The 20,888-nt window shown below is 71.9% G+C and carries 16 protein-coding genes; 5 read left to right on the plus strand and 11 right to left on the minus strand.

The genetic code is table 11. The annotated features are described in order from the left end of the window. Positions 1–118: 118 nt before the first annotated feature. Positions 119–2,158 carry a serine hydrolase gene (locus tag K8640_RS16460; protein WP_223747875.1) on the minus strand — a complete coding sequence of 680 codons (2,040 nt, stop codon included), beginning with the start codon at positions 2,156–2,158 and terminating at the stop codon, positions 119–121. Positions 2,159–2,372: 214 nt separating this feature from the next. On the opposite strand from K8640_RS16460, the gene K8640_RS16465 reads away from it, so the two are divergent. Next, complete coding sequence (locus K8640_RS16465) at positions 2,373–3,980, plus strand: sigma 54-interacting transcriptional regulator (RefSeq protein WP_223747876.1); 1,608 nt, start codon at positions 2,373–2,375, stop codon at positions 3,978–3,980. Between the two features lie 4 nt (positions 3,981–3,984). Here K8640_RS16465 and K8640_RS16470 read toward each other — a convergent pair whose 3' ends face one another. Next, positions 3,985–5,340 (minus strand): hypothetical protein, encoded by a 1,356-nt coding sequence (locus K8640_RS16470; protein ID WP_223747877.1) that lies wholly within the window; start codon positions 5,338–5,340, stop codon positions 3,985–3,987. Positions 5,341–5,537: 197 nt separating this feature from the next. On the opposite strand from K8640_RS16470, the gene K8640_RS16475 reads away from it, so the two are divergent. After that, positions 5,538–6,935 (plus strand): ABC transporter permease subunit, encoded by a 1,398-nt coding sequence (locus tag K8640_RS16475; RefSeq protein WP_223747878.1) that lies wholly within the window; start codon positions 5,538–5,540, stop codon positions 6,933–6,935. Between the two features lie 8 nt (positions 6,936–6,943). Further along, the gene (locus K8640_RS16480; RefSeq protein WP_223747879.1) at positions 6,944–7,678 is read left to right on the plus strand and encodes an amino acid ABC transporter ATP-binding protein; all 735 of its coding nucleotides are present in this window, start codon (positions 6,944–6,946) and stop codon (positions 7,676–7,678) included. Here the strand turns inward: K8640_RS16480 and K8640_RS16485 are convergent. Genes K8640_RS16485 through K8640_RS16500 form a run of 4 tightly spaced genes read right to left on the minus strand, consistent with a single transcriptional unit; the run spans position 7,669 to position 12,442 of the window. Continuing rightward, positions 7,669–10,563, minus strand: a complete 2,895-nt coding sequence (locus K8640_RS16485) for a CHAT domain-containing protein (RefSeq protein ID WP_223747880.1) — start codon at positions 10,561–10,563, stop codon at positions 7,669–7,671. The two genes, K8640_RS16480 and K8640_RS16485, sit on opposite strands and share 10 nt — an antisense overlap. A gap of 7 nt (positions 10,564–10,570) precedes the next feature. Further along, entirely contained in the window at positions 10,571–11,113 is a 543-nt protein-coding gene (locus tag K8640_RS16490; protein WP_223747881.1) for a hypothetical protein, read from the minus strand. A 34-nt stretch (positions 11,114–11,147) separates the two neighbouring features. After that, positions 11,148–11,885, minus strand: coding sequence for a hypothetical protein (locus K8640_RS16495; protein ID WP_223747882.1), 738 nt, complete (start codon positions 11,883–11,885; stop codon positions 11,148–11,150). Continuing rightward, positions 11,882–12,442, minus strand: coding sequence for an RNA polymerase sigma factor (locus K8640_RS16500; protein WP_223748026.1), 561 nt, complete (start codon positions 12,440–12,442; stop codon positions 11,882–11,884). Before K8640_RS16500 ends, K8640_RS16495 begins: the two co-directional genes overlap by 4 nt. 498 nt (positions 12,443–12,940) lie before the next feature. Here K8640_RS16500 and K8640_RS16505 point away from each other — a divergent pair, with 498 nt between their 5' ends. Then, positions 12,941–14,194, plus strand: a complete 1,254-nt coding sequence (locus tag K8640_RS16505) for a GAF domain-containing sensor histidine kinase (protein ID WP_223747883.1) — start codon at positions 12,941–12,943, stop codon at positions 14,192–14,194. Here the strand turns inward: K8640_RS16505 and K8640_RS16510 are convergent. From K8640_RS16510 to K8640_RS16525, 4 genes are all read right to left on the minus strand, one after another. Next, positions 14,173–14,649 carry a GNAT family N-acetyltransferase gene (locus K8640_RS16510; protein ID WP_223747884.1) on the minus strand — a complete coding sequence of 159 codons (477 nt, stop codon included), beginning with the start codon at positions 14,647–14,649 and terminating at the stop codon, positions 14,173–14,175. The genes K8640_RS16505 and K8640_RS16510 overlap by 22 nt on opposite strands. Before the next feature lies 1 nt (position 14,650). After that, positions 14,651–15,523: a biotin-dependent carboxyltransferase family protein gene (locus tag K8640_RS16515; RefSeq protein WP_223747885.1), complete on the minus strand. Its 873-nt coding sequence runs from the start codon at positions 15,521–15,523 to the stop codon at positions 14,651–14,653. Further along, positions 15,523–16,809 carry a LamB/YcsF family protein gene (locus K8640_RS16520; protein WP_223747886.1) on the minus strand — a complete coding sequence of 429 codons (1,287 nt, stop codon included), beginning with the start codon at positions 16,807–16,809 and terminating at the stop codon, positions 15,523–15,525. Before K8640_RS16520 ends, K8640_RS16515 begins: the two co-directional genes overlap by 1 nt. A 263-nt stretch (positions 16,810–17,072) precedes the next feature. Then, complete coding sequence (locus tag K8640_RS16525) at positions 17,073–18,629, minus strand: cytochrome c (protein WP_223747887.1); 1,557 nt, start codon at positions 18,627–18,629, stop codon at positions 17,073–17,075. A gap of 153 nt (positions 18,630–18,782) precedes the next feature. Here K8640_RS16525 and K8640_RS16530 point away from each other — a divergent pair, with 153 nt between their 5' ends. Continuing rightward, entirely contained in the window at positions 18,783–19,919 is a 1,137-nt protein-coding gene (locus K8640_RS16530) for an aminotransferase class V-fold PLP-dependent enzyme (RefSeq protein WP_223747888.1), read from the plus strand. Positions 19,920–19,928: 9 nt separating this feature from the next. On the opposite strand, the gene cysK is transcribed toward K8640_RS16530, so the two are convergent. Then, on the minus strand, positions 19,929–20,852 hold the full coding sequence (gene cysK, locus K8640_RS16535) for a cysteine synthase A (protein ID WP_223747889.1): 924 nt from the start codon (positions 20,850–20,852) through the stop codon (positions 19,929–19,931). Positions 20,853–20,888: the final 36 nt, after the last annotated feature.

Below are 20,888 nucleotides of genomic sequence, written 5' to 3' on the forward strand. Positions count from 1 at the left end.
CGAGCTCGGGTGCCTCCGATGGAACAACGCCGTCAGGCCGAAAGGTTGAGCGAGATTCGACGAGAGGGCAAGGGACCGGCGGAGGCGCTGGCGCGTCCCGCCGGTCCCACGTGCCGGATTAGAACAGGTCGTGTGCGGGCCAGGCGTTGACGCCGTTCACCACGCTCCACATGAGGCTGTCGAGGTTGATGTCGGGCACGCCCGAGCTGGTGCTGTTGTCGGAGTTGGTCATGACCGACCAGGTGAACTCCTCGGTGCGGCTGGGGCCGTAGCGGTCATCGGTCCGCACCAACAAGGCCTGGGTGCCCGGGACGTAGCCGCCGTGCCACCAGTTGGGGATGCTGTTCACCGACCAGCCCTTGGCGTAGTTGACGGCGTTGCCCGCGGTGTCCGGCGCCGTCGTGCGCGTGGTCATCGTGGTGGTCGAACCCGCGCTCAGCAGGTCCGGCACGGTGGAGAACCCATCCGCGCGCACGGAGACGCGCAGCAGGTCGATGGGCGTGACGACCCAGCCGCCGTGCGCGTCCATGCGGCGCACCGGCATGCCGTACGGGTTGGCCGCCCCCGCGCCGAGCTGGTAGTAGGCGACCTCGTTGGACAGCCGCGCGGCCAGGGTGTCGCCGCCCACCGCGAAGCTGGTGGCGCCGCTGGGCGTGAACACGCGGCTCTGCATGTAGGCGTCGTAGGTCATCCCCGTGACGCGCTCGATGATGCGACCCAGGACGCTGTAGCCGAAGTTCGAATACTGGTATCGCGTCCCCGGCGCGAACTCGAGCGGCACGTTCTGCAGGACCCACTGGATGAGCTGCGCGTGGTTCATGGCCGTGTTCATGAACATCGGGTCGCCCGTGCCGTCGCCGCCGTCGTTGTCCCAGGCGCCCGCGGTGTGCTCCAGCAGGTGCTGGACCGTGATGTTCAGGACGCGGCTGTCGGCGTAGGTGCCCTGCGCGCCGTAGAGCTCACCGAGCAGTGCGCCCCGGCCGAAGACGCGGTCCGTCAGTTGAATCTGGCCGCTCTCGATGAGCCGCATGATGCCGATGGCCGTCATCGGCTTGGAGACGCTGGCGACGCGGAAGCGGTGGGAGCTGTGGACCGGGGTGTTGTTGCTCCGGTCGGCCAGGCCATAGCCCTTGGCGAACACCAGGCGCCCGCGGCGGGTGATGGCCAGCGACAGGCCGACGGTGTTCGTGGCGTTCATCGCCTGCTGGACGGTGGTGTCGATGTGCTGCAGGTCCGCGGCGCTGAACGTCAGGTTCTGCCAGAGCAGCGAGAACTCGGGCGCGCTCCCGTTGTTGTGCGCCGCCACCAGGACGGGGCGGTACCCCTGGTTCTTGAGGTCCGTCGCGGCCTGCTGATACGCGGCCGAGGTGAGCCCGTGGCGCGCGGCCATCGGAATCCCCGAGGACGCGTGGAAGATGGCCGCGTACCGGTCCGTGCCGCCCACGTTGTAGCTGCTGACCTTCGCGAGCTGGTAGCCCTGGGACGCATTGGTATTGAAGGTGGACTGGTACTGGGCCGCGGTCATCCCGTGGTGGGCTCGCCAGGCCGGCCCGGCCGACTGCTCCCAGATGGCCGCGTAGCGCTCCGCGCCACCGGACGTGTAGCCACTGACGTGCACGGGACGGTAGCCCTGGCCCGTCCAGGTGTTGAACTCCGTCTGGTACTGGGCCGCGGTCATGTCATGGCGGGCCACCCACGGGGCGCCATTGTCCGCGTGGAAGATGACCGCGAAGTAGGCGACGCCTCCGACGCTGTAGCCGTTGACCATCACCGGGCGGTAGCCCTGCGCGTTCTGGTTGACGACGGCCGTCTGGTACTGCGCGGAGGTCAGCCCGTGGGAGGCCCGCCAGGCGGGCCCGCTCGTGTCCTCGAAGATGGCGGCATAGCGGGCACTGCCCCCGTCCTCGTAACCGCTGACATAGGAGAGGCGATAGCCTTGCCCCGTCCAGGTGTTGAACTCCGTCTGATATTGGGCGGCGGTGAGGTTGTGGCGGGCGACCCAGGGGTCATAGGGACCAACCAGGGCCTGCTGGGACGTGGACTCGGGCGTGGACTCCGGAGCTGCGGGCGCCTCCTGCTCGGGCACCCCGCATCCCACCAGGGACGCCATCAGCACTGACAGGGCTGTCAGCAGCGGCTTCATTCCAAAGGCTTTCATGTGCGTGGACTCCTGCTTGACGGTGTGGCTGCCAGCCAGGAACGAAGCCCGCGCCCGATTCACCTCAGGTGCGGAAGGTCGAAGCCGCCTCCCTCGCGCCGAGTGTTGGGTTTGCAAGCGTTTCGGCAGATGGGCCTACATCCCGTGCCCGCGCCACGAAATCTCGGTGCCTCAGGCACTGCAATTTCGGTGGAACGCTATTATCCATCGCCTCATGGCGGATGAACTGTCGGGCCGAGTCGAGGGCGTGAAGGACGCGCGGGACCTGGTGGAGCTGGCGACCACCGAGGACTCGGTGGAGGAGCTGCTGCGTCGCGGGCTCGACTGGCTGACGCGCGTGGTGCGCTTCGACCTGGCGACCCTGTTCCTCCTGCGGGACGGCAAGCTCGTCTCCGTGGCCGCGCGCGGCCCGCTCGCCAACGCCAAGGTGCGCCACCACGCCCTGCCGCTCTCGGAGTTCCCCTCCCTGCGCCAGGCCCTGGAGACCCGCCGCGCCCGCGCCTTCACCGAGGAGGACCACTCCCACGGCGACGGAGACCCGTTCGACGGCGTCCTCGACCTGCCTCCGGGCCACGCCTGCATGGTCGTCCCCCTCTGTGCGGGCGAGCGCTCCTACGGCGTCCTCACGCTCGACCGCGCCGAGTGTGAGACCTACCCGCAGCCCGTGGTGGACCTGGTCGAGGTCTACGGTCAGATGCTCGCCACCGCCCTCCAGGCCGCCGAGCAGCGCGCCACCTTCGAGCGCCTCCACCGCCAGGACCACGAGCACGCCAAGCTCCTGGAGGCCCAGCTCGGCGGCGAGTCCGAGGGCATCCTGGAGACCTCCCTCAGCACCGTGATGCGCGACCTCGCCCGGCGCGCCCGGCAGGTGGCCGAGACGGACACCCCCGTCCTCATCACCGGCGAGACGGGCACCGGCAAGGAGCGCCTCGCGCGCGCCATCCACCGCTGGAGCTCCCGCGCGGACGAGCCCTTCGTCACCCTCAACTGCGCCGCCATCCCCGCGGGCCTGCTGGAGAGCGAGCTCTTCGGCCACGTGAAGGGCGCCTTCACCGGCGCCACCAAGGACCGCGCGGGCCGCTTCCAGATGGCCCACGGCGGCACGCTCCTGCTCGACGAGGTGGGCGAGCTGCCCGTCGAGCTCCAGGCCAAGCTCCTGCGCGCCCTCCAGGAGAAGGCCTTCGAGCCCGTGGGCAGCGACAAGACCGTGCGCGCGGACGTGCGCATCCTCGCCGCCACCCACGTGGACCTGCAGCGCGCCATCGCCGAGAAGCGCTTCCGCGAGGACCTCTACTACCGCCTGAGCGTCTTTCCCCTGCGCCTGCCGCCCTTGCGTGAGCGGCGCGAGGACCTGCCGCAGCTGTGCGCGTTCCTCCTCGAGGAGCAGGCCCGGCGCACCGGACGTCGCGGCATGCGCGTGTCCCCCGCGGGGCTCGCCCGGCTCGCGTCCTACGAGTGGCCCGGCAACCTGCGCGAGCTGGCCAACGCCCTGGAGCGCGCCACCATCCTCGCGACCGGCACGGAGCTGGGGCCCTCGTCCTTCGACATCACCTCGCACGCGGGCGCCACCAGCAGCGCGCCGCAGCTCGAGGCCTCCGCGGTCCCCGGTGGGGTGGACGCGACGATGAAGCCCGGCTCCGTGCTGACGCTGGCGGCGGTCCAGCGCGAGCACATCCTGCACGTGCTCTCCCTCACCCGGGGCCGCGTCTATGGAGCCGGTGGCGCCGCGGCGCTGCTCGGCCTCAAGCCCTCCACGCTCCAGAGCCGGATGAAGAAGCTCGGCATCGCCCGGCAGGAGCAGTTCGTGGTGGACGAGGTCTGACGGCTCAGCCGCCGCGCGGCTGCGTGGCCGGCAGCGGGTACGTGGTGCCCGTCTTGCCGAACGGCGCGTCGAACAGGTGCGGGTCCGACTGGCGCGTGCGGAACAGGTCGATGATGTAGTCCATCCGCTGGTCCAGCTTGCTCCAGTCCTTGGCCGCGGTGCCCTTGAGGCTGTCGGGGCTGGAGTCCAGCTTGCCCAGCAGCGCGCGCAGCTCCGGGTTCTCGATGGAGCGCAGGTGCGGCGGGAAGAGCGTCGACTCCATGCCCGCGGGCGGCGGCAGATCGTTGCCCAGCTTCAGCGCGCCACCCGGCACCGCCAGCTTCATCATGTGCTCGGTGGCGAGCCGACGGAACACGGTCGCCGTCGCGTCCACCACGGGGCCGAGCGCCGCGTCCACCAGGCCCGTCTTCAGCGCGGCCTGGCCCGCGAGCCTCGCCGGGAAGGGCAGCCCGTTGATGCCCGACTCGATGCTCTGCTTGAGCACGTTGCGGAAGGTGTCGTGCACCGGCGAGTTGAGCGCCTTCTCCACGAAGCCCTGCAGCTGCGTCTGCTCGTGCAGGCCAATCTTGTCGTTGGCCAGCAGCATCAGCTCCGCCTTCTTGTTCGGGTCCTTCTCGAACATGGCCTTCGTGTAGTGCGCGAAGGCCTCCTTCAGCACCGGCTTGTCCTTCGCGAAGCCGTCCAGGTACTTCTGCGCCTTCGCCGCGTCGTACGACGTGTCGCCCTGGAAGGTCTCGATGAAGCGGGCGAACTCCTGGCCCACCTCGTTGAAGACGAACTGGTTGCCCTCGGCGATGGAGCCGCTGACGTTGTCGAGCGCCTCCTTGCCCGCCGCGGCGATGTCACCCAGCGGCAGCGCGGGCAGGCCCACCTTGCGCAGCACGTCGTCCACCTTCTTCAGCGGACCGGCCAAGTCCCCGGCCTTCTGCAGCGCGTCCGTGAGGAACCTGGGCATGTCCTCGTTGCGGATGCTCACGCCCGCCTGCTTCGAGGCCCAGGTCGCGAAGGTGGACCAGTTGGCGTTCTCCTTGCCCAGCATCTGCCCCAGCGCGTTGGACAGGTCCGAGTAGCCCTGGGTGATGGCGTAGTTGCGCGCCACCGGGTCCTGGATGGAGGAGATGGCCTTCACGTCCGCCACGCTGGGGTAGCTGCCCGGGGCCACCTGCGTGCCCTGGGGCGCGACGGGCGGGGTCAGCGCCACCACCGGCTTCTGGGGCGTGCCCACGTCGAAGCGGGACACGTCGCGGGAGTCACCGCGCGCCACCGGAGCCTGCGGCTTCACCTCGTTGCGAGGCGGGGGCGCTGCGGGGGTCTCGAGCGGACGGGGCTGGACGCGGGGGCCGGAGATGGGGGTCTTCATGATGTGGAGGAAGTATCGCTCCGAGGAGGGCGGAAGTTGCGCGGCTGTCAGGGCTGGCCCGGCCCCTGCGGAAGTCCTTGAAAGGACAGGGAATGTTGTGCATGTGAGCGGTTCGTCCCATGCCGCGCCACCGCCTCTGTTCCCTCTGGGCCCCCCTTCGTGGGCGCGTCCTATCCTGCCTCGCCTGGGGATTGCTGGTGCTCGTGGGGCTCGGCTGTGGCCGCCAGGACGCTCCCGCCGACCGGAGCAACTGGACGGGGAAGACGCTGCGCATCGGCACGGACGCGACCTACCCGCCGTTCGAGTCCGTGAAGGACGGCGAGCTGGTGGGCTTCGACATCGAGCTGGGCGCGCTCGTCGCCGAGGAGCTCGGCGCGAAGGTGGCGTGGACGAACACGTCCTTTGACGGCGTGTTCCCCGCGCTGATGGCCGGCAAGTTCGACCTGGTGATTTCGGCGGTGACCATCACGCCCGAGCGCCAGCAGCGGCTGGGCTTCTCCACGCCGTACTACACGGCGGGCCAGCTGGTGGTGGTGCGCCAGGGCGACACGTCCGTCACCGGCATCGAGACGCTGCGAGGCAAGACGGCGGGCATCCAAATCAACACGAGCGCCTCGCTGGTGCTGGAGAAGTACCCGGACATCCAGGTGCGGCAGTATCCGAGCATCGACCTGGCGCTCCAGGACCTGCGCAACGGCAACCTCGCGGGCGTGGTGGGGGACGGGCCGACGCTGCGCTACTTCCTCGCCCACGGCTTCGAGGGCCTCCGCGCCGCGGGCGGGCTGCTCACCGAGGAGCACTACGGCATCGCGCTGCGGCCGGATGACACCGCGCTGCATGAGGCGGTGGACGGCGCGCTCCAGCGACTGCGCGACAACGGGAGGTTCGCCGCGCTGGAGGAGCGCTACTTCGGCGAGGCGGCGCAGAAGGCCCAGGCCGCGCGAGCGGAGGTGCCCTGGGGAAAGGTGGCGTGGCGGCTGGCGCGGGGGCTGGGGCTGACGCTGGGGCTCACGCTGCTGGCGCTCGTGTCCGGGCTGCCCCTGGGGCTGGCGGTGGCGCTGGGGCGGCGTGTGCGCTTCAAGCCGCTGTCGTGGCTGTGCGCGGCCTACGTCGAGGGGCTTCGTGGAACGCCGCTGCTGGTGCAAATCATCTTCATCTACTACGCGCTGCCGCAGCTGCTCGGCGTGGACCTGGCGCCGATGCTGGCGGCGGTGCTGGCGCTGACGCTCAACAGCGCGGCCTATGTCGCCGAAATCTTCCGGGCGGGCATCGCCTCGGTGGACCCGGGGCAGGAGGAGGCGGCGCGGGCGCTGGGCCTGAGCCGCGCGCAGGTCATGCGCCACGTCATCCTGCCGCAGGCGGTGCGCAACGTGCTGCCGCCGCTGACCAACGAGGGCATCGCCCTGCTCAAGGACTCCTCGCTGGTGTCCATCATCGGCATGGCGGAGCTGACGCGGGCGGGGCAGGAGCTGGCGAGCCAGCTGGCCGCGCCGCTCGCCGTCTGGCCACTGGTGGCGCTGTTCTATCTCATGGCCACGCTGCCGCTGACGCGGCTGGCCTCGGCGCTGGAGAAGCGCCTCCACCGTCAGGCGTGAGGAAGGCCATGGCGCTCGTCGAGGTTCGCAATCTGCACAAGCGCTTCGGCGCGCTGGAGGTCCTCAAGGGCGTGGACCTCACGGTGCAGCCCGGAGAGGTGGTCGTCTTCGTCGGCCCCTCCGGCTGCGGCAAGTCCACGCTCCTGCGCTGCCTGTGTGGACTGGAGGTGCCGTCGGAGGGGGAGGTGGTGGTGGGCGGAACGCCCGTGCGCGATGACCCGCGCTCGCTCCAGGCGCTGCACCGCCGGGTGGGCATGGTGTTCCAGCGCTTCCACCTGTTTCCCCACCTGAGCGCGCTGGACAACGTGACGCTCGCGCCGCGCAGGGTGCTGGGGCTGTCGGACGCGGACGCCGAGGCGCTCGGCCGCCGCATGCTGGGGATGGTGCACCTGGACGCGCGCGCGGAGGCCTATCCGGCGCAGCTCTCCGGTGGACAGCAGCAGCGGGTGGCAATCGCGCGGGCGCTGGCGATGAAGCCGGAGCTGATGCTCTTCGACGAGCCGACGAGCGCGCTGGACCCGGAGCTGGTGGGCGAGGTGCTGGAGGTCATGCGCACGCTCGCGCGCGAGGGCATGACGATGTGCGTGGTGACGCACGAGATGGGCTTCGCGGCGGACGTCGCCCACCGCGTGCTGTTCATGGACGCGGGCAAGGTGGTGGAGGAGGGCAGCCCCCAGCAGGTGCTGCGCGAGCCCCAGCACCCGCGCACCCGCGAGTTCCTCGCGCGCCTGCTTCAGCGGTGAGTCTGGCGGGAGCGCCACCGCCACCCGACGAGGCCCAGCAGGAGCACCCCGGCGAGCGCAGCGACTCCCAGCAGGAGGAGGGAGGGCAGGGGGCCCTCGCGCGGCGGCGTCACCGTGAGCGACGCGTCCCCCAGCACCACGAGCCCCGCCCAGGCCGCGGCGGGCAGGCCGTCGTCGATGGCGTCGAGCTGCGCGCGCCTCAGGGCCGCGGAGCTGCTCAGGCCCTGGGCCAGGTATTGGTAGAAGCGCGCCACCAGGTCCGCGGCCTCGTCGTCGCGCAGGGGCCACAGGCTGGCCACCACCGCGCGCGAGCCCGCCTCGAAGAAGGCGCGTGACAGGCTGAGCACGCCTTCGCCCGGCAGCACCGCGCCAGAGGCGCTGCGACATGCCGACAGCACCACCAGCGCGCCCTGGAGGCCCAGCTCCGCGATTTCGCGCGGCTGGAGGATTCCGTCCTCCTGCTCGCTGCCCGGGGCGAGCACCAGCGCCGAGCGCTCGGGGGCCTCGGCGTCGACGACGGCGTGCGCCGCCACGTGTAGCACCCTCACCCGTTCCAGGTGCGCGCGCTTGAGCGCGCGCTCGGAGGCCGCGGTGCCCGTGCGCAGGTCCGGGGTCACCTGCGTGCCTTGCAGGGCCTCCACCACCGCGCGGCCCTCGCGCCGGGCCTCGGGCAGCGCTCCGACGCGCGCGGCCTCGGCGAACACCGTCATGCGCTCCCTGGCGACCACGCGCGCGTCCGACACGCGCACGCTGCGGTCCGGGTCCGCCAGCACCAGGGCCTGGCCTCCCGGGGGGCGCACGGCGGCCTGGCGCCAGTGACGCCACAGGCTCGCGGAGGGCACCAGGGACAGCTCGTAGCGCGAGACGAGCGGTGGCCCGTCCGCGCTGGGTCTCAGCGTGGCGAAGGGCAGGTCATGCAGCGGACCGTCCGGCACCACCATCAGGCGACGCACCCCGGCGGGCAGCTGCGCGAGCGCGGGGCCGAGCAGCTGGGTGTACAGGGCCGCCGCCGCGCCCGCCTCGGAGCCGTCGCGCCGCTCCAGCAGTCCCGAGAACAGCGCGATGGCCGGCGTCAGGAGCGCCCGCTCCGGGATGCGGTGCGCGCGCGTCCCGCTCCTCGTCACCGCCAGCACCCACGCGCCGCCCGCGAAGCCGCCGCGCGTGTCCGTGTCGTCGCCCACCAGGAACGCCAGCAGGGCCTCGTCCTCGCCGAGCCCCTGCTCGATGCTCTCCAGTGAAGCGAACTCCCGGGCGCCCTGTCGCGGCGCGGGACGCAAATCCCGCTCGATGCGCTCCAGCTCCTGGAGCTCGCGCAGCGCCGCCTCCCGCTGCTCCGCGGTGCGCGTCGGCTCCAGCAGCTTGCGCTGCACCGACGTCAGCCGCCCACGCACCTCGTCGCGCTGGGCCTTGTGCTTCGGGGTCTCCTCCACGGCCGCGAGCGCGTGTGAGGCCACGAGCGCGTCCAGCAGGCTGCGGGCCCGCATGCGCTCGCTCAGGGCGAAGGCCCGGCTCAGGGCCTCGCGCGGGTTGATCAGCACGCTCTTCCCCGTGGCGCCGCCCGCCTCCAGCGTCCACCCCGCGAGCCGGTGGTAGTCGCTCGCCCAGCTGGCGAACAGCTCCGCCTGGATGAGGGCGTCGCTCTGCGAGGCCCGCAGGGACTCCACCGCGTCGAGGGCGCGCTCGGCGTGCTCCAGCGCCATGGGGAGCGCCTGCGTCAGGTACGCCACCTGCGCGCGCCCCCGCAGGGCCAGGGCGAGAATCAGCGGGTCCGGGACACCGAGCGCCAGCTGGATGGACTCCTCCGAGTCCTGGATGGCGCCGACCGGGTCGTCGTGGGCCCTGCGCTCCGCGCGAGTCCACAGGCACGAAATCTTCCGCTCGTCCGAGGCCAGCTCCTCCGCGATGCGCATGCACTGCCGCAGCAGCTCCTCCGCCTCGCGCTGCTCCTCCGGGCTGTCGCCGAGCAGGTCGGCGATGAGCCGCAGCGCCTTCGCCTCCAACTGCTGGACACCCGCGTTGCGCGCGGCGACCAGCGCCTCCCGGGCCATGCGCAGCGCCTGGGCGCGCGTCTCGGGCGCCCTGTCGCGCAGGTGCCGGCGCGTCATGAGGTTGGCGAGGGAGTGCCGCGCGCGCGCCTCCGAGAAGAGGTCGCGTGTGCCGCGCGCCACCTCCGCCAGCCGCACCGAGGCCTCGGTGGCCTCCTCCAGCCACCCCAGCCGCTCGCTGATGGAGTGGAGCAGCGTCAGGTACTGCTTCTGCAAGCCTGGAGCGCCGTCGGGGAAGGTGAGCGGCTCGGCGCGCTTGAGCACGCGGACGGCGCGGCCCAGGTCATGCTCCACGTCGTGCAGGTGGCTGGCCTCGACGATGAGCGCGCGGGCGAGCAGGTCGGGCTTGCCCGAGGCGCGCGCCACCTCTCCCACGCGGTGCGTCCAGGACAGGGCCTCCTCCGTGCGCCGCTGCTTGAGCAGGATGGAGCGCAGGTTGATGGACGCCAGCACCTCGCCCTCCGCGTCCTGTCGCTCGTGGAAGAGGTCCGCCGCGCGCAGATAGGCCGCCTCGGCGGCCTTGCGGTCCGACAGGAACTCCACGTGGCCGAGCACCAGGGCGAGCCACCCGTTCGACGGGTGCTTCTCCCCCAGCGAGATCAACGCCCGTCGGACGGTGTCCCGCGCCTGGGGGACCTGCGCGCATTCGTAGAAGCACATCACCGCCGCCTGCTCATCGGGACGGGCCGCGAAGCGCTCCTGGCAGTCGACGAGGGTGGGCGCGGGGGCCCGCCCATCCTCCGCGGCGGACGCGACGGCCGGACACACGACGAGCAGCATCCCCACCACGAGGGTGAGGAGGTGCTCGGTGCCGCGCCGGAGCCGTCGCGTCGGACTCATCTCATCCCTACGGGGCCGCGCGGACCTGGGTGGGGGGCGGGTCATCGGGAACGCAGACGCGAACCGTGGTGGGGCCGTCGGGGCGGTCCGGCTCCGGCATGATGGGGACCAGCTCCCAGTGGCAGGTCTGCGGGTAGCTCCACCCCGTCGGGGAGCGTGGGTCCCAGCGCTCCACGGTGAGGACGGGCACGGAGAGCTGTGGCCCGGTGGTGGGCGCGAAGGCGCGTCCATACACGGGGCCACTCACCGAGGGCCGATAGAACAGCCGCATCGGCGCGTCCGGCCCCACCGTCCCCTGCGTCTGCGCGAGCACCGCGCCCGTGCTCGCGTCGACGACCTGGAGCACCACGGACTGGGTCGCCCCGGTGCGCACCGCGTTCTCCACCACGGAGAACACCACCGTGTCGCCGCTCTCGCCGGCGATGGAGGGGGTCCTCCCGCTCGTGTACGTCGTCGCCTGTCCCCAGGCCTGCGCGGAGAGGCCCAGCGCCAGCGTCAGCAGTCCCCCGCGAATCCATCCTCGCATCGTCATCGCATGCTTCGTCTTCATGAGGCGTCCCCCTTCGTGATTCCCCACCATGAGTTCACTCCACGCGGTTGACGAAGGTGGCGCTCCTGAGCACCTGACCCTCCGGCAGCCGCGCCTCCACCTGCCACAGCAGCTTCGTGCCCGACTTCAGCGGCGCGAGCACCGACTCCGGCACGCGGTACTCGCTCTGCTCCAGCGAGTCCGCGCGGTGCACCCAGCCCAGGTCCTCGGTGGACAGCCGCACCGACCAGCGCGTCCCCTCGACCCCACCGCTCCAACGCAGGACACAGTCATTCCTTCGCAGCGGCGCGTCCTCGGGCACGCGCGAGACCAGCCCCGCGGTGTCCCTGCCCCGCAGGTTCGGCGCGTCGGCGTCCTCCGGGAGCCTGACGGCCACCACCACCAGCACCAGCGCCGCGGTGGCCACCGCGCCCCACATGGGCCGGCTCCACGCGAAGCGGAACCGCCGCTCGTCGCGCGCCCTGCCACGGCTCCTCCGGGCCCGAAAGCCCTGGCCGTCGTCGCGCTCGTCGGAGGTGGACCGGCGGGAGGCGCGGTTCAGCTCGTGCGCCAGCCGCCACGCCGCGGCCCAGGCGGGGTCGGCCGCCACGCGCTCCACCACGGCCCGGCGCTCCTCGGCCGGCAGCTCTCCACTCACCGCGCGCCAGATGAGGTCCGGGTCCACCGGCGAGCTTGCGTCCTCGGGGGCGTCCTCGCCGCGCACCACGGCGCGCAGGCGCTCGACGGTGGCCTCCTCGGGAACCACGGTGTCGTCGCGTCGGTGCTCGCTCACGGCTCGAATCCCTTCGCGGAGAGGCAGGCGCGCAGGCCACCCAGTCCGCGGTAGACGAGGTTCTCGGTACGCTTCCCATCCCAACCCAACAGCTCCGCGGCCTCCGGGACGGTGTGGCCCTGCAGGTACAGCGTCACCGCCAGCCGTCGGTCCTGGACCAGTCGCTTGAGGCAGTCGCGCACCGCGCGGGCAATCTGCGAGGAGCCCGCGGAGCGCTCCGGGTCACCCGAGGCCACCGGCGACTCGGGCAGCGACTCCACCTCCTCCAGCGCCACCTCCTTGCGCCGCTGCACCCCGCGCAGCTCGTCCACCAGCGCGGTGTACGCGACGCGGTACAGGTACGCGGGGGCCAGCTTGGAGCGCTCGGGCTCGCGCCGCTGCAGCTCCATGACGCGCATCATCGCCGTCTGCACCAGGTCGTCGCGCCGCTCGGCCAGGCGGGGAGGGCAGACCCGCGCGACGGCGTGGGTCAAATCCCTTCGGAGCTTCTCCAGCTCGTCATCGAGCAGGGCGCCCGCGGCCTGGGTCGGTCTCGGTCGTGGCTCCACGTGGACCATCCTCCGGGGAAAGCTCATGGTCATCGAAAGGCTCCTCCCGCGGCAAGCGTGACGGAGACTCGCGCACGGCGGTGCTCGCGGCGCCGCGCCACGGGGTGCCGGCGGCAGCGCGTGCGGGCGTCACCGCGGGGATGGGGGCTGTCCGAGCGGCGGAGGCGAAGGGCGACGTCCTGATGCGATGACACGGGGAGCCTCTCGGAAGGGGCGCCCGGTCGTCGTCATGACGGGCCGGGATGCGCACCTGTCCCCTGAACGAAACCCCCGCTTTTTTCCCCTCACCCGGGTGCTCGCTTTTCTGAACGGGCGCAGCGGAACCTTCCAGGGGCGCGCGCGGTTGCAACTTTTTCCGTTCCTGCGGGAACGAGGGGTGTGGAAGGGTGTGGAGACAGGACGGATGGAGGCAGGTCGCCAGGCCGCTTCCCTGGCGGGCGCGGCGAGCGAGTGAACGTCCTTCCTTTCGGAGGTGTTGGCTGAGTCTTGCTCCCAGGGAGGTCGTCCTTGAGAAGGTTTCAGGAACGTTTGCCACTCGAGGCGCTGACATTCGATGACGCGCTGGTGTTGTTGGAAGTGGTGCAGGAGCTGTCCCATCTGAGGGAGCTGGAGGACGTGATGGCGCTGGTGCGCCGCGCGGCCCGACAGCTCAGTGGCGCGGACGGCGTCACGTTCGTGCTGCGCGAAGGGGACATGGTCCACTACGCGGACGAGGAGGCCATCGCGCCCTTGTGGAAGGGGCGGCGCTTCCCCATCCACGCGTGCATCTCCGGCTGGGCCATCCTCCATGGCGAGGCGGCGGTCATCGAGGACATCTCCGCGGACGAGCGCATCCCGCACGACGTCTACCGCTCCACCTTCGTGAAGAGCCTGGTCATGGTGCCCGTGCGCCGCACGGACCCGGTGGGCGCCATCGGCGCGTACTGGGCGGAGCGGCGCATGCCGGGCGCGCGCGAGGTGGCGTTGCTCCAGGCGCTCGCGGACTCCGCCGCCGTCGCGGTGGACAACGGGCGGCTGTACGACGCGGAGCGGCGCGCGCGCAAGGCGGCGGAGTCGGAGACGCGCCTGCGCGGTGAGCTCCTGGCGATGGTGTCCCACGACTTGCGCAACCCGCTGGGCGTCATCACGATGACGACGTCATTGCTCGCGCCGCTCCTGGCCCCGCTCAACGGGCGCGCGCGCCATCACCTGGACACGCTCAACCGCTCCGCGCTGCGCATGGAGCGGCTCATCCATGACCTGCTGGACTTCGCGGCCATCGAGGGCGGCGGCTTCCGCGTGAGCCAGGAGTCGATGGCGCTGTCGCGGCTGTTGGAGCAGGCCTCGGAGCTGGGGCCCCTGGCGCAGGAGCGGGGCATCGGCCTGGAGCTGCGCCACCACACCCATGACGTCGACGTGTGGTGTGATCCGGACCGCATCCACCAGGTGTTCTCCAACCTGGTGGGCAACGCCGTGCGCTTCACGCCCGCGGGCGGACGAATCACGGTGATGGCGCAGGTGCGCGAGAACGTCGTCGAGGTGAGCGTCGAGGACACCGGCGCGGGCATCTCCCCGGAGCTGCTGCCCGTCCTGTTCGACCGGTTCCAGCGCCCCACGACGCGCGCGCCGGGCAGCGGCGTGGGCCTGGGGCTCTCCATCACCCGGGGCATCGTGGAGGCCCACGGCGGCACGGTCAGCGTGCGCAGTCAGCTGGGGCTGGGGACGACGTTCACCTTCTCGCTCCCCACGGGCGCGCCGGGTCAGTCCGGGCCGCGCTCGTAGCGCTCGTCGCTCACGCCGTGGAAGCCCAGGGCCTGCGCCAGCCGGATGGCGGCGCGGTTCTGGGGCCGGGTGAGCGCGAAGAGCCGCCGCAGGCCGAGCGTGGTGAAGCCGAAGGTGATGAGCGCCCGTGAGGCCTCGTGCGCGTAGCCGTGGCCCCAGAACGCCGGGTCCAGCTCGCAGCCGTACTCCGCGACGGTGTCCCCGGCGGACGCCTTGCGCACGCCGCAGGTGCCGATGACGCGGCCCTCCAGGGTGATGGCGAGCTGGTACTTCGCGCGGGGGACCTCGTGGGCCCACCGGGTCAGCAGCTCCACGAAGGCGCGCACGTCGTCCGCGGTGGGCGGCGGGTGGCCGTAGTGCTCCAGGTAGGCGGGCTTGGATTGATACGCGAGGACGCTCGGGGTGTCCTCGCGCCGGAAGTCCCGGAGGACGAGCCGCTCGGTGCGCAGCTCCATGTCAGCTCTCCGCGTGGAAGCGCCGCGCGTGCTCGCGCCAGGCCTCGCGGGCCTCGCGCGGGCTCACCGCCTGGAACTCGACGGACGTGCCCGCGCGCCGGGCTCCCAGCCGTCCCCAGTCCGCGCGGATGACGGTGGCGATGACGGGATAGCCGCCCGTGGTGGGGTGGTCCGGTCCGAGGATGATGGGCTCGCCCGACAGCGTCACCTGGATGGCGCCGCGCACCATGGGGCGTGAGGTCCTCGCGCCCTCGTCGCCGTGCGCGAGCGCGGGCCCCTGCAGCCGCATGCCCACGCGGTCGCTCGCGCTGGACACCGTGAAGGTGCCGCCCAGCAGCGAGGCCGCCATCAGCGAGTCGAAGTGGCGCGTGTCGGGGCCCAGCGTCAGGCGGATGGGGCCCGACGCCTCCCATGGTCCCTCCACGGGCATCGCGAGCGAGAGCGCGTCCGCGACAGGCAGCGAATCTCCCGGGCGCAGCACCCGCCCCTCGTGTCCTCCCAGCCGCGCCACCAGCAGCGTGCCCCGGCCTCCGAGCACCACCGGCACGTCCACGCCGCCGGCCACCGCGACGTAGCTGACGCTGGCGCGCGCGGAGGCGGGGACGCGGAGGACCTCGCCTTCATCGAGCGCGTGGGGCTCATGGCCATCCACCGAGACGCGCAGGGGCGCGCCACGCGCGCGCAGCTCCAGCGCGCCCAGGCACTCCAGCGCGGCGGCGTCCCAGCGGTTGCCCACCGCGCGGTTGGCGCGCGCCAGCAGCTCCGGCACCACCGCTCCGCCGGGAGGGACGCCATGGTGCATCTGTCCGGGCCTGCCGCCGTCCTGCACGGTGGCGGGGGCCCGCATCGCCGTGATGTCCAACCAGCCCGCCATCAGTCCACCCGCTCGAAGCGCACCCTGTCACCGAGCTGCAGTACCGCGCCCCGGTCCGGGTGGAAGGCCGTGAAGTCCAGCGCCGTGCCAATCAGGTTCCAGCCGCCGGGGGACGCGAACGGGTACACGCCCGTGCGGCCTCCGGCGATGCCCACCGCGAGCGCCGGCACGCGCGTGCGCGGCGTGGGCAGTCGGGGCACGACGATTCTCGGGTCCAGCTCGCCCAGGTACGCGAAGCCGGGCAGGAAGCCCACGCAGCGCACCGTGTACTCACGCGCGGTGTGCAGCCGGGCCACGTCGTCGACGCAGAGTCCCGTCCGCTCGGAGACCTTCTCCAGGTCGGGGCCGTCGTAGCGCACGCGCAGCGTGACGAGCGCGGCGGCTTGCGTGGCCACGGGCCCCCTCAGCAGCCGGGCGAGGGCCAGTCGAGGCTCCGCGGGCGGCCTGTCGGGGTCGAAGTACACGCACGCGTGCTCCTCGGTGACGACGGCGTCCACCACGCCCTCGAGCGCATGCAGCACGTCGCGCGCGGCGCGTCGCTCGATTCCGGCGGGGAGCACGACGCGCAGCGCGCCGTCGCCGAGGGGCTCCAGGGGCAGGGCGAGGGCCTCCAGCGTCGTGCGCACCTCTCGGGCGAGCTCCGCCGCGCCGGGCGTGTCGCCGTGGACGCAGACGGTGTCGACGCCTCCGCCCGTCACCAGCCGCACGGTGTTCTCGCGGACCCTGGCCAGGTCGGTGAGCACGGCGCCGGGCTGGCCGCGCGGAATCAGGGAGCCGTCCGGGAGGGTGCCTCGGTCGGCGAAGCCCTCGCGCGCGAGGCACAGGCCCGCGTCGGTCGCCGCGTCGGCGAGCGCGCCCGTGGGCGGGCCGATGAGGGTGACGCCGGTGCCCAGCGCTTCGACGATGCCCTCCACCACGGCGCGGGCGAGCGCGGGTGAGGCATTGGCCGCGTGGTAGAGCGCGCCGTGGGGCTTGGCATGGCTGACGGGGAGGCGCTCCTCGCGGGCCAGGCGGGCCAGGCGGGCGCACTGGTGGGCGACTTGTCGACGGAGCGCCTCGGGGGGCACGTCGAGCGCGCGGCGTCCGAAGCCTTCCCGGTCCTCGTAGGACGGATGCGCGCCGGCGCGGGTGCCATGCCGTGCGCACAGGGCGAGCGCGCGGCGCATGGACGCATCGTCGCCCGCGTGGGCGCCGCAGGCGATGTTGGCCACGTGGGCGAGCGCGTAGAGCCGCTCATCCTCGTCGGGCAGCTCACCCAGGTCGATGTTGAGGAGGCACTCCGTCATGCGTCCACGCTATGCGAGCCGCGTCCCGGACGCAGCCCTCTGTCCGGGAAGCGCAGCGAGGACTCGGAAGATTACACACGCCACCCCGGGGCAGGGGCCGGATGGCACCGGGGTGGCGCGTGCCCCGGTGTTGTCGAAAGACACCCCGAGGAACTTCCAACCCAGATACGTGGGGGCGTGCTTTCTCGGGTCATTTCGCGCGAATTATGCCGCGCGGCTGGCACGCGGGGCGCGAGGTGGCTTCGCCGTGCGTCGCGGTGGGCTCAGTGGGCGACAGGGGCCAGCGTCGCGGGGCCACCGGACTTCACCCAGCGGACCAGGGCCAGCGCCGTGCGCTCGTCGAGCAGGTCCGCGTACGTGGGCATGGGGGTGCCGGGCTGGAACTGCTCCGGGTTGCGCACCCAGCGCACCAGCTCGGTGTCCGAGCGGCGGGACGCGCGGGCAATCTGCTCGTGATAGCGGGCGCCGGGGGCATGGCAGCCCGCGCAGCCCAGCTGCGTGAAGAGCTTGGGCGCGTCCACCTTCGGAGCCGCGGGCCGGGGTCTGCGGGGCGCGGGGCTCGACGCCACCGGAATGGTGGCGGGAGACGTCGTACCCGCAGCGGTGTTCGAGGTCACCGTCGTGGCCGAGCCATGAGGCGTCGCGCCTCCAGCGGTGTTCGAGGCTGCCGTGGCGGCCGAGCCGTGAGTCGCTGAGTCTGCCACGGTGGTGGCCGAGCCATGAGGCGTCGTGCCCCCAGCGGTGTTCGAGGCCACGGTGGTGGCCGAGCCGTGAGACGCCGCACCCGTCCCAGTCGTGGTGGCAGACGCAGCCTCCGCCACGGTCGTCGACTCGGAGCCGTCCTCGCTCTCCGCACCATCGAGCTTCGTCACCCAGGTGGGGCGCACGGACGTGGCGGTGAGGCGCGGGCGGGCGCCATCCACGTTGTTCTTCTTGGGCGGCACCGAGCGCAGATAGTCATAGAGCGCCTGCGCCTCCACCGCGTCCATTCCACGGAAGCGGGGCATGGGCGAGCGCAGCGCGGACCCGTCCGGCGCGATGCCGTCCCTCACCGCGCGGGTGAAGTCCTCCAGCGTCCAGTGCGCGAGCCCCGTCCCGTGGAAGGTGATGTTGCTCGACTCGACGTCCTGTCCCTCGGGGTCCTTGAAGGACATGCCGCCGGAGAAGACCTCGTCGCCCTCGGTCTTGCGCGGGCTGAAGCCCGGCGTATGACAGGACGCGCAATCATAGACGTCATGCGCCATGTAGCGGCCGTACTCCAGCGTGGCCGCCTTCTCCGGCACGGGGATTCCCAGCGGCGGACGGGGAATGGGCTCGTTGCCGGTGATGATGCGGAAGCCCAGCCCGCCGATGAAGCTGAACTCGGAGCGGGGCGCGGGCGTCGGGTCCGGCGTGAAGAGCGGATGCCCCGAGCGAAGGAACCCGAGCACCGCCGCCAGGTCCTTGTCCCCCATCCCGTAGCTGGGCATCACCATCAGCCGGCCATCCCGGCTCACCGCGTACCGGATGACGCGCGCCAGCTCCTCGTCCGTCGCGGAGCCGATGCCCGCCGTGGGATGGGACGTCAGGTTGGAGGCGTGGAACTTCCCCATGTACGACGGCAGCTCGTGCAGGGGCGCGCCGGAGGCCGTCTCGTTGTCACCGCCGCGGTGACACGACTCGCAGCTCGCGTGGAAGATGGCGGCGCCGCGCGCGATGGCCGCGGGCGAGGTGTCCGCCTGGAGCTTGGGATAGGGCGCCTTGACGGTGCCGGCACATCCGGCCAGCAACACGCTCGCCAACACCATGCTCCTCACGACACCGCGGACCTCGCGTCGCATGTGCTGCCCTCTCTCCTGGAACCGGGGCCCGATGTTTATCCCATCCACCCACCGTCCCGGGAGGGGGGCTCCTGCTCTCGGGTGAACGGGCAGCTCCTTGGAGTGTCAACGTCACCCGCCCGGCTGGCCGGGCTCCTGGCTAGACTCGCGCGGATGACGCGCCCTCTCGAGTCCTACCGTGCCCTGTTCCCCGTGCTGCGGGAGCAGCTCTATTTCAACCACGCGGGAGTGGCCCCCACCAGCCTGCGCGCCGCCGAGGCCGTGCGCGGGTGGATGGAGGACCTGGTCCACCATGGCATCCAGCACGAGCGGGGCTGGGAGGCCCACTGCGAGCGCATCCGCGCCCTGGCGGCCGGCCTGCTGAACGCGGAGCCGGGCGAGCTGGCCTTCGTGCGCAACACCAGCCATGGCCTGGGGCTCGTCGCGGAGGGGCTCGACTGGAAGCCCGGGGACGAGGTGGCCGTGGCCACGTCGCTGGAGTACCCCTCCAACGTCTATCCCTGGCAGCACCTGGCGGACCGGGGCGTGGTGGTGCGCGAAATCGAGGCACCGTCCGGCGGCGTCACGGTGGAGGCGGTGGCCCGGGCGCTCACCCCTCGCACGAAGCTGGTGGCGGTGTCCTCCGTGCAGTTCGCCACCGGCGTGCGCACGGACCTGGAGGCGGTGGGCGCGCTGTGTGAGAAGGCCGGCGTCCTGTTCTGCGTGGACGCCATCCAGAGCGTCGGCTGTGTGCCCGTGGACGTGAAGAAGTGTCGCATCCACTTCCTCAGCGCGGACAGCCACAAGTGGATGCTCGGCATCTCCGGCATTGGCGTGCTGTACGTGGCGAAGGTGGTGCTGCCGCGCGTGCGCCCCGTGCTCGTGGGCTGGCGCAGCACCACGGACGCGTGGAACTTCAACCGCACCCACTTCGAGCTGCGCCCGGACGCCGGCAAGTTCGAGGAGGGCAGCGCCGCCTACCCTGGCCTCTACGCGCTGGGCGCCGCGCTGGAGCTGCTCCAGGAGGTGGGCGTGGAGAACATCGAGGCGCGCATCCAGGAGCTGCTCGCGCGCCTGGAGAAGGGCCTCGTCGAGCTGGGCTGCGAGGTGGGGCCCACGCCCGGGCTTCGCGCGGGCATCCTCACCTTCCTGCCGCCCGGGGCCAACGTTCGGGCGCTCAGCGCGTACCTGTCCGAGCACCACGTCTCCCACTCCGTGCGCCGGGGCCGCATCCGCCTGTCCCCCCACTTCTACAACCTGCCGTCGGAGATGGACCGGCTGGTGGAGCTGGTGAGGGGCTTCGGCGGCTGACTTCAGCGCCTACTGCTGCGCGGGGAAGAGCGTCTCGATGGAGAGGTAGCGCTCGCCGGTGTCGTAGCAGAAGCACAGCACGCGGCTGCCGTCGGGCATCTCACCCAGCTTCTGGTTCACCGCGGCCAGCGCGGCGCCGGAGGAGATGCCCACGAAGATGCCCTCCTCGCGCGCGGAGCGGCGGGCGAACTCGGCCGCGTCCTCCTCGTTCACCTGGATGGTGCCGTCGAGGACGTTGGTGTGCAGGTTCGCCGGGATGAAGCCCGCGCCGATGCCCTGGATGGGGTGGGGGCCGGGCTGGCCGCCGCTGATGACGGGCGACTTGGTGGGCTCCACCGCGAACACCTTCAGCTTGGGCCAGTGCTGCTTGAGCACCTCGGCGCAGCCGGTGATGTGGCCGCCCGTGCCCACGCCCGTAATCAGGTAGTCGAGCCCGTCCGGGAAGTCCTTCAGGATTTCCTGCGCGGTGGTGCGCTTGTGCACCTCGATGTTGGCCTCGTTCTCGAACTGCTGGGGCATCCACGCGTCGGGCACCTGCTCCACCAGCTCCTTGGCGCGGGCGATGGCGCCCTTCATGCCCTGGGCGCGGGGCGTGAGCTCGAACGTGGCGCCGTAGGCGGACATGAGGCGGCGGCGCTCGATGCTCATCGAGTCCGGCATCACGAGCACCAGCTTGTAGCCCTTCACCGCGGCCACCATGGCCAGGCCGATGCCGGTGTTGCCGCTGGTGGGCTCGATGATGATGCTGTTCTTCTTGAGGATGCCGCGCTTCTCCGCGTCCTCAATCATGGAGAGCGCGATGCGGTCCTTGATGCTGCCGCCGGGGTTGGCGCGCTCGAGCTTCATGTGGACCGTGACGCGAGACGGAAACAGCCGGTTGATACGCACGTGCGGCGTGTTGCCGATGGTCTCCAGGATGTTGTTCGCCTTCATGTCGGGCCTCGTCGGGGGCTGCGCGGTGGGTGCTTC

This window comes from Myxococcus sp. XM-1-1-1 (genome assembly GCF_020037095.1).
Taxonomy (GTDB): domain Bacteria; phylum Myxococcota; class Myxococcia; order Myxococcales; family Myxococcaceae; genus Myxococcus; species Myxococcus fulvus.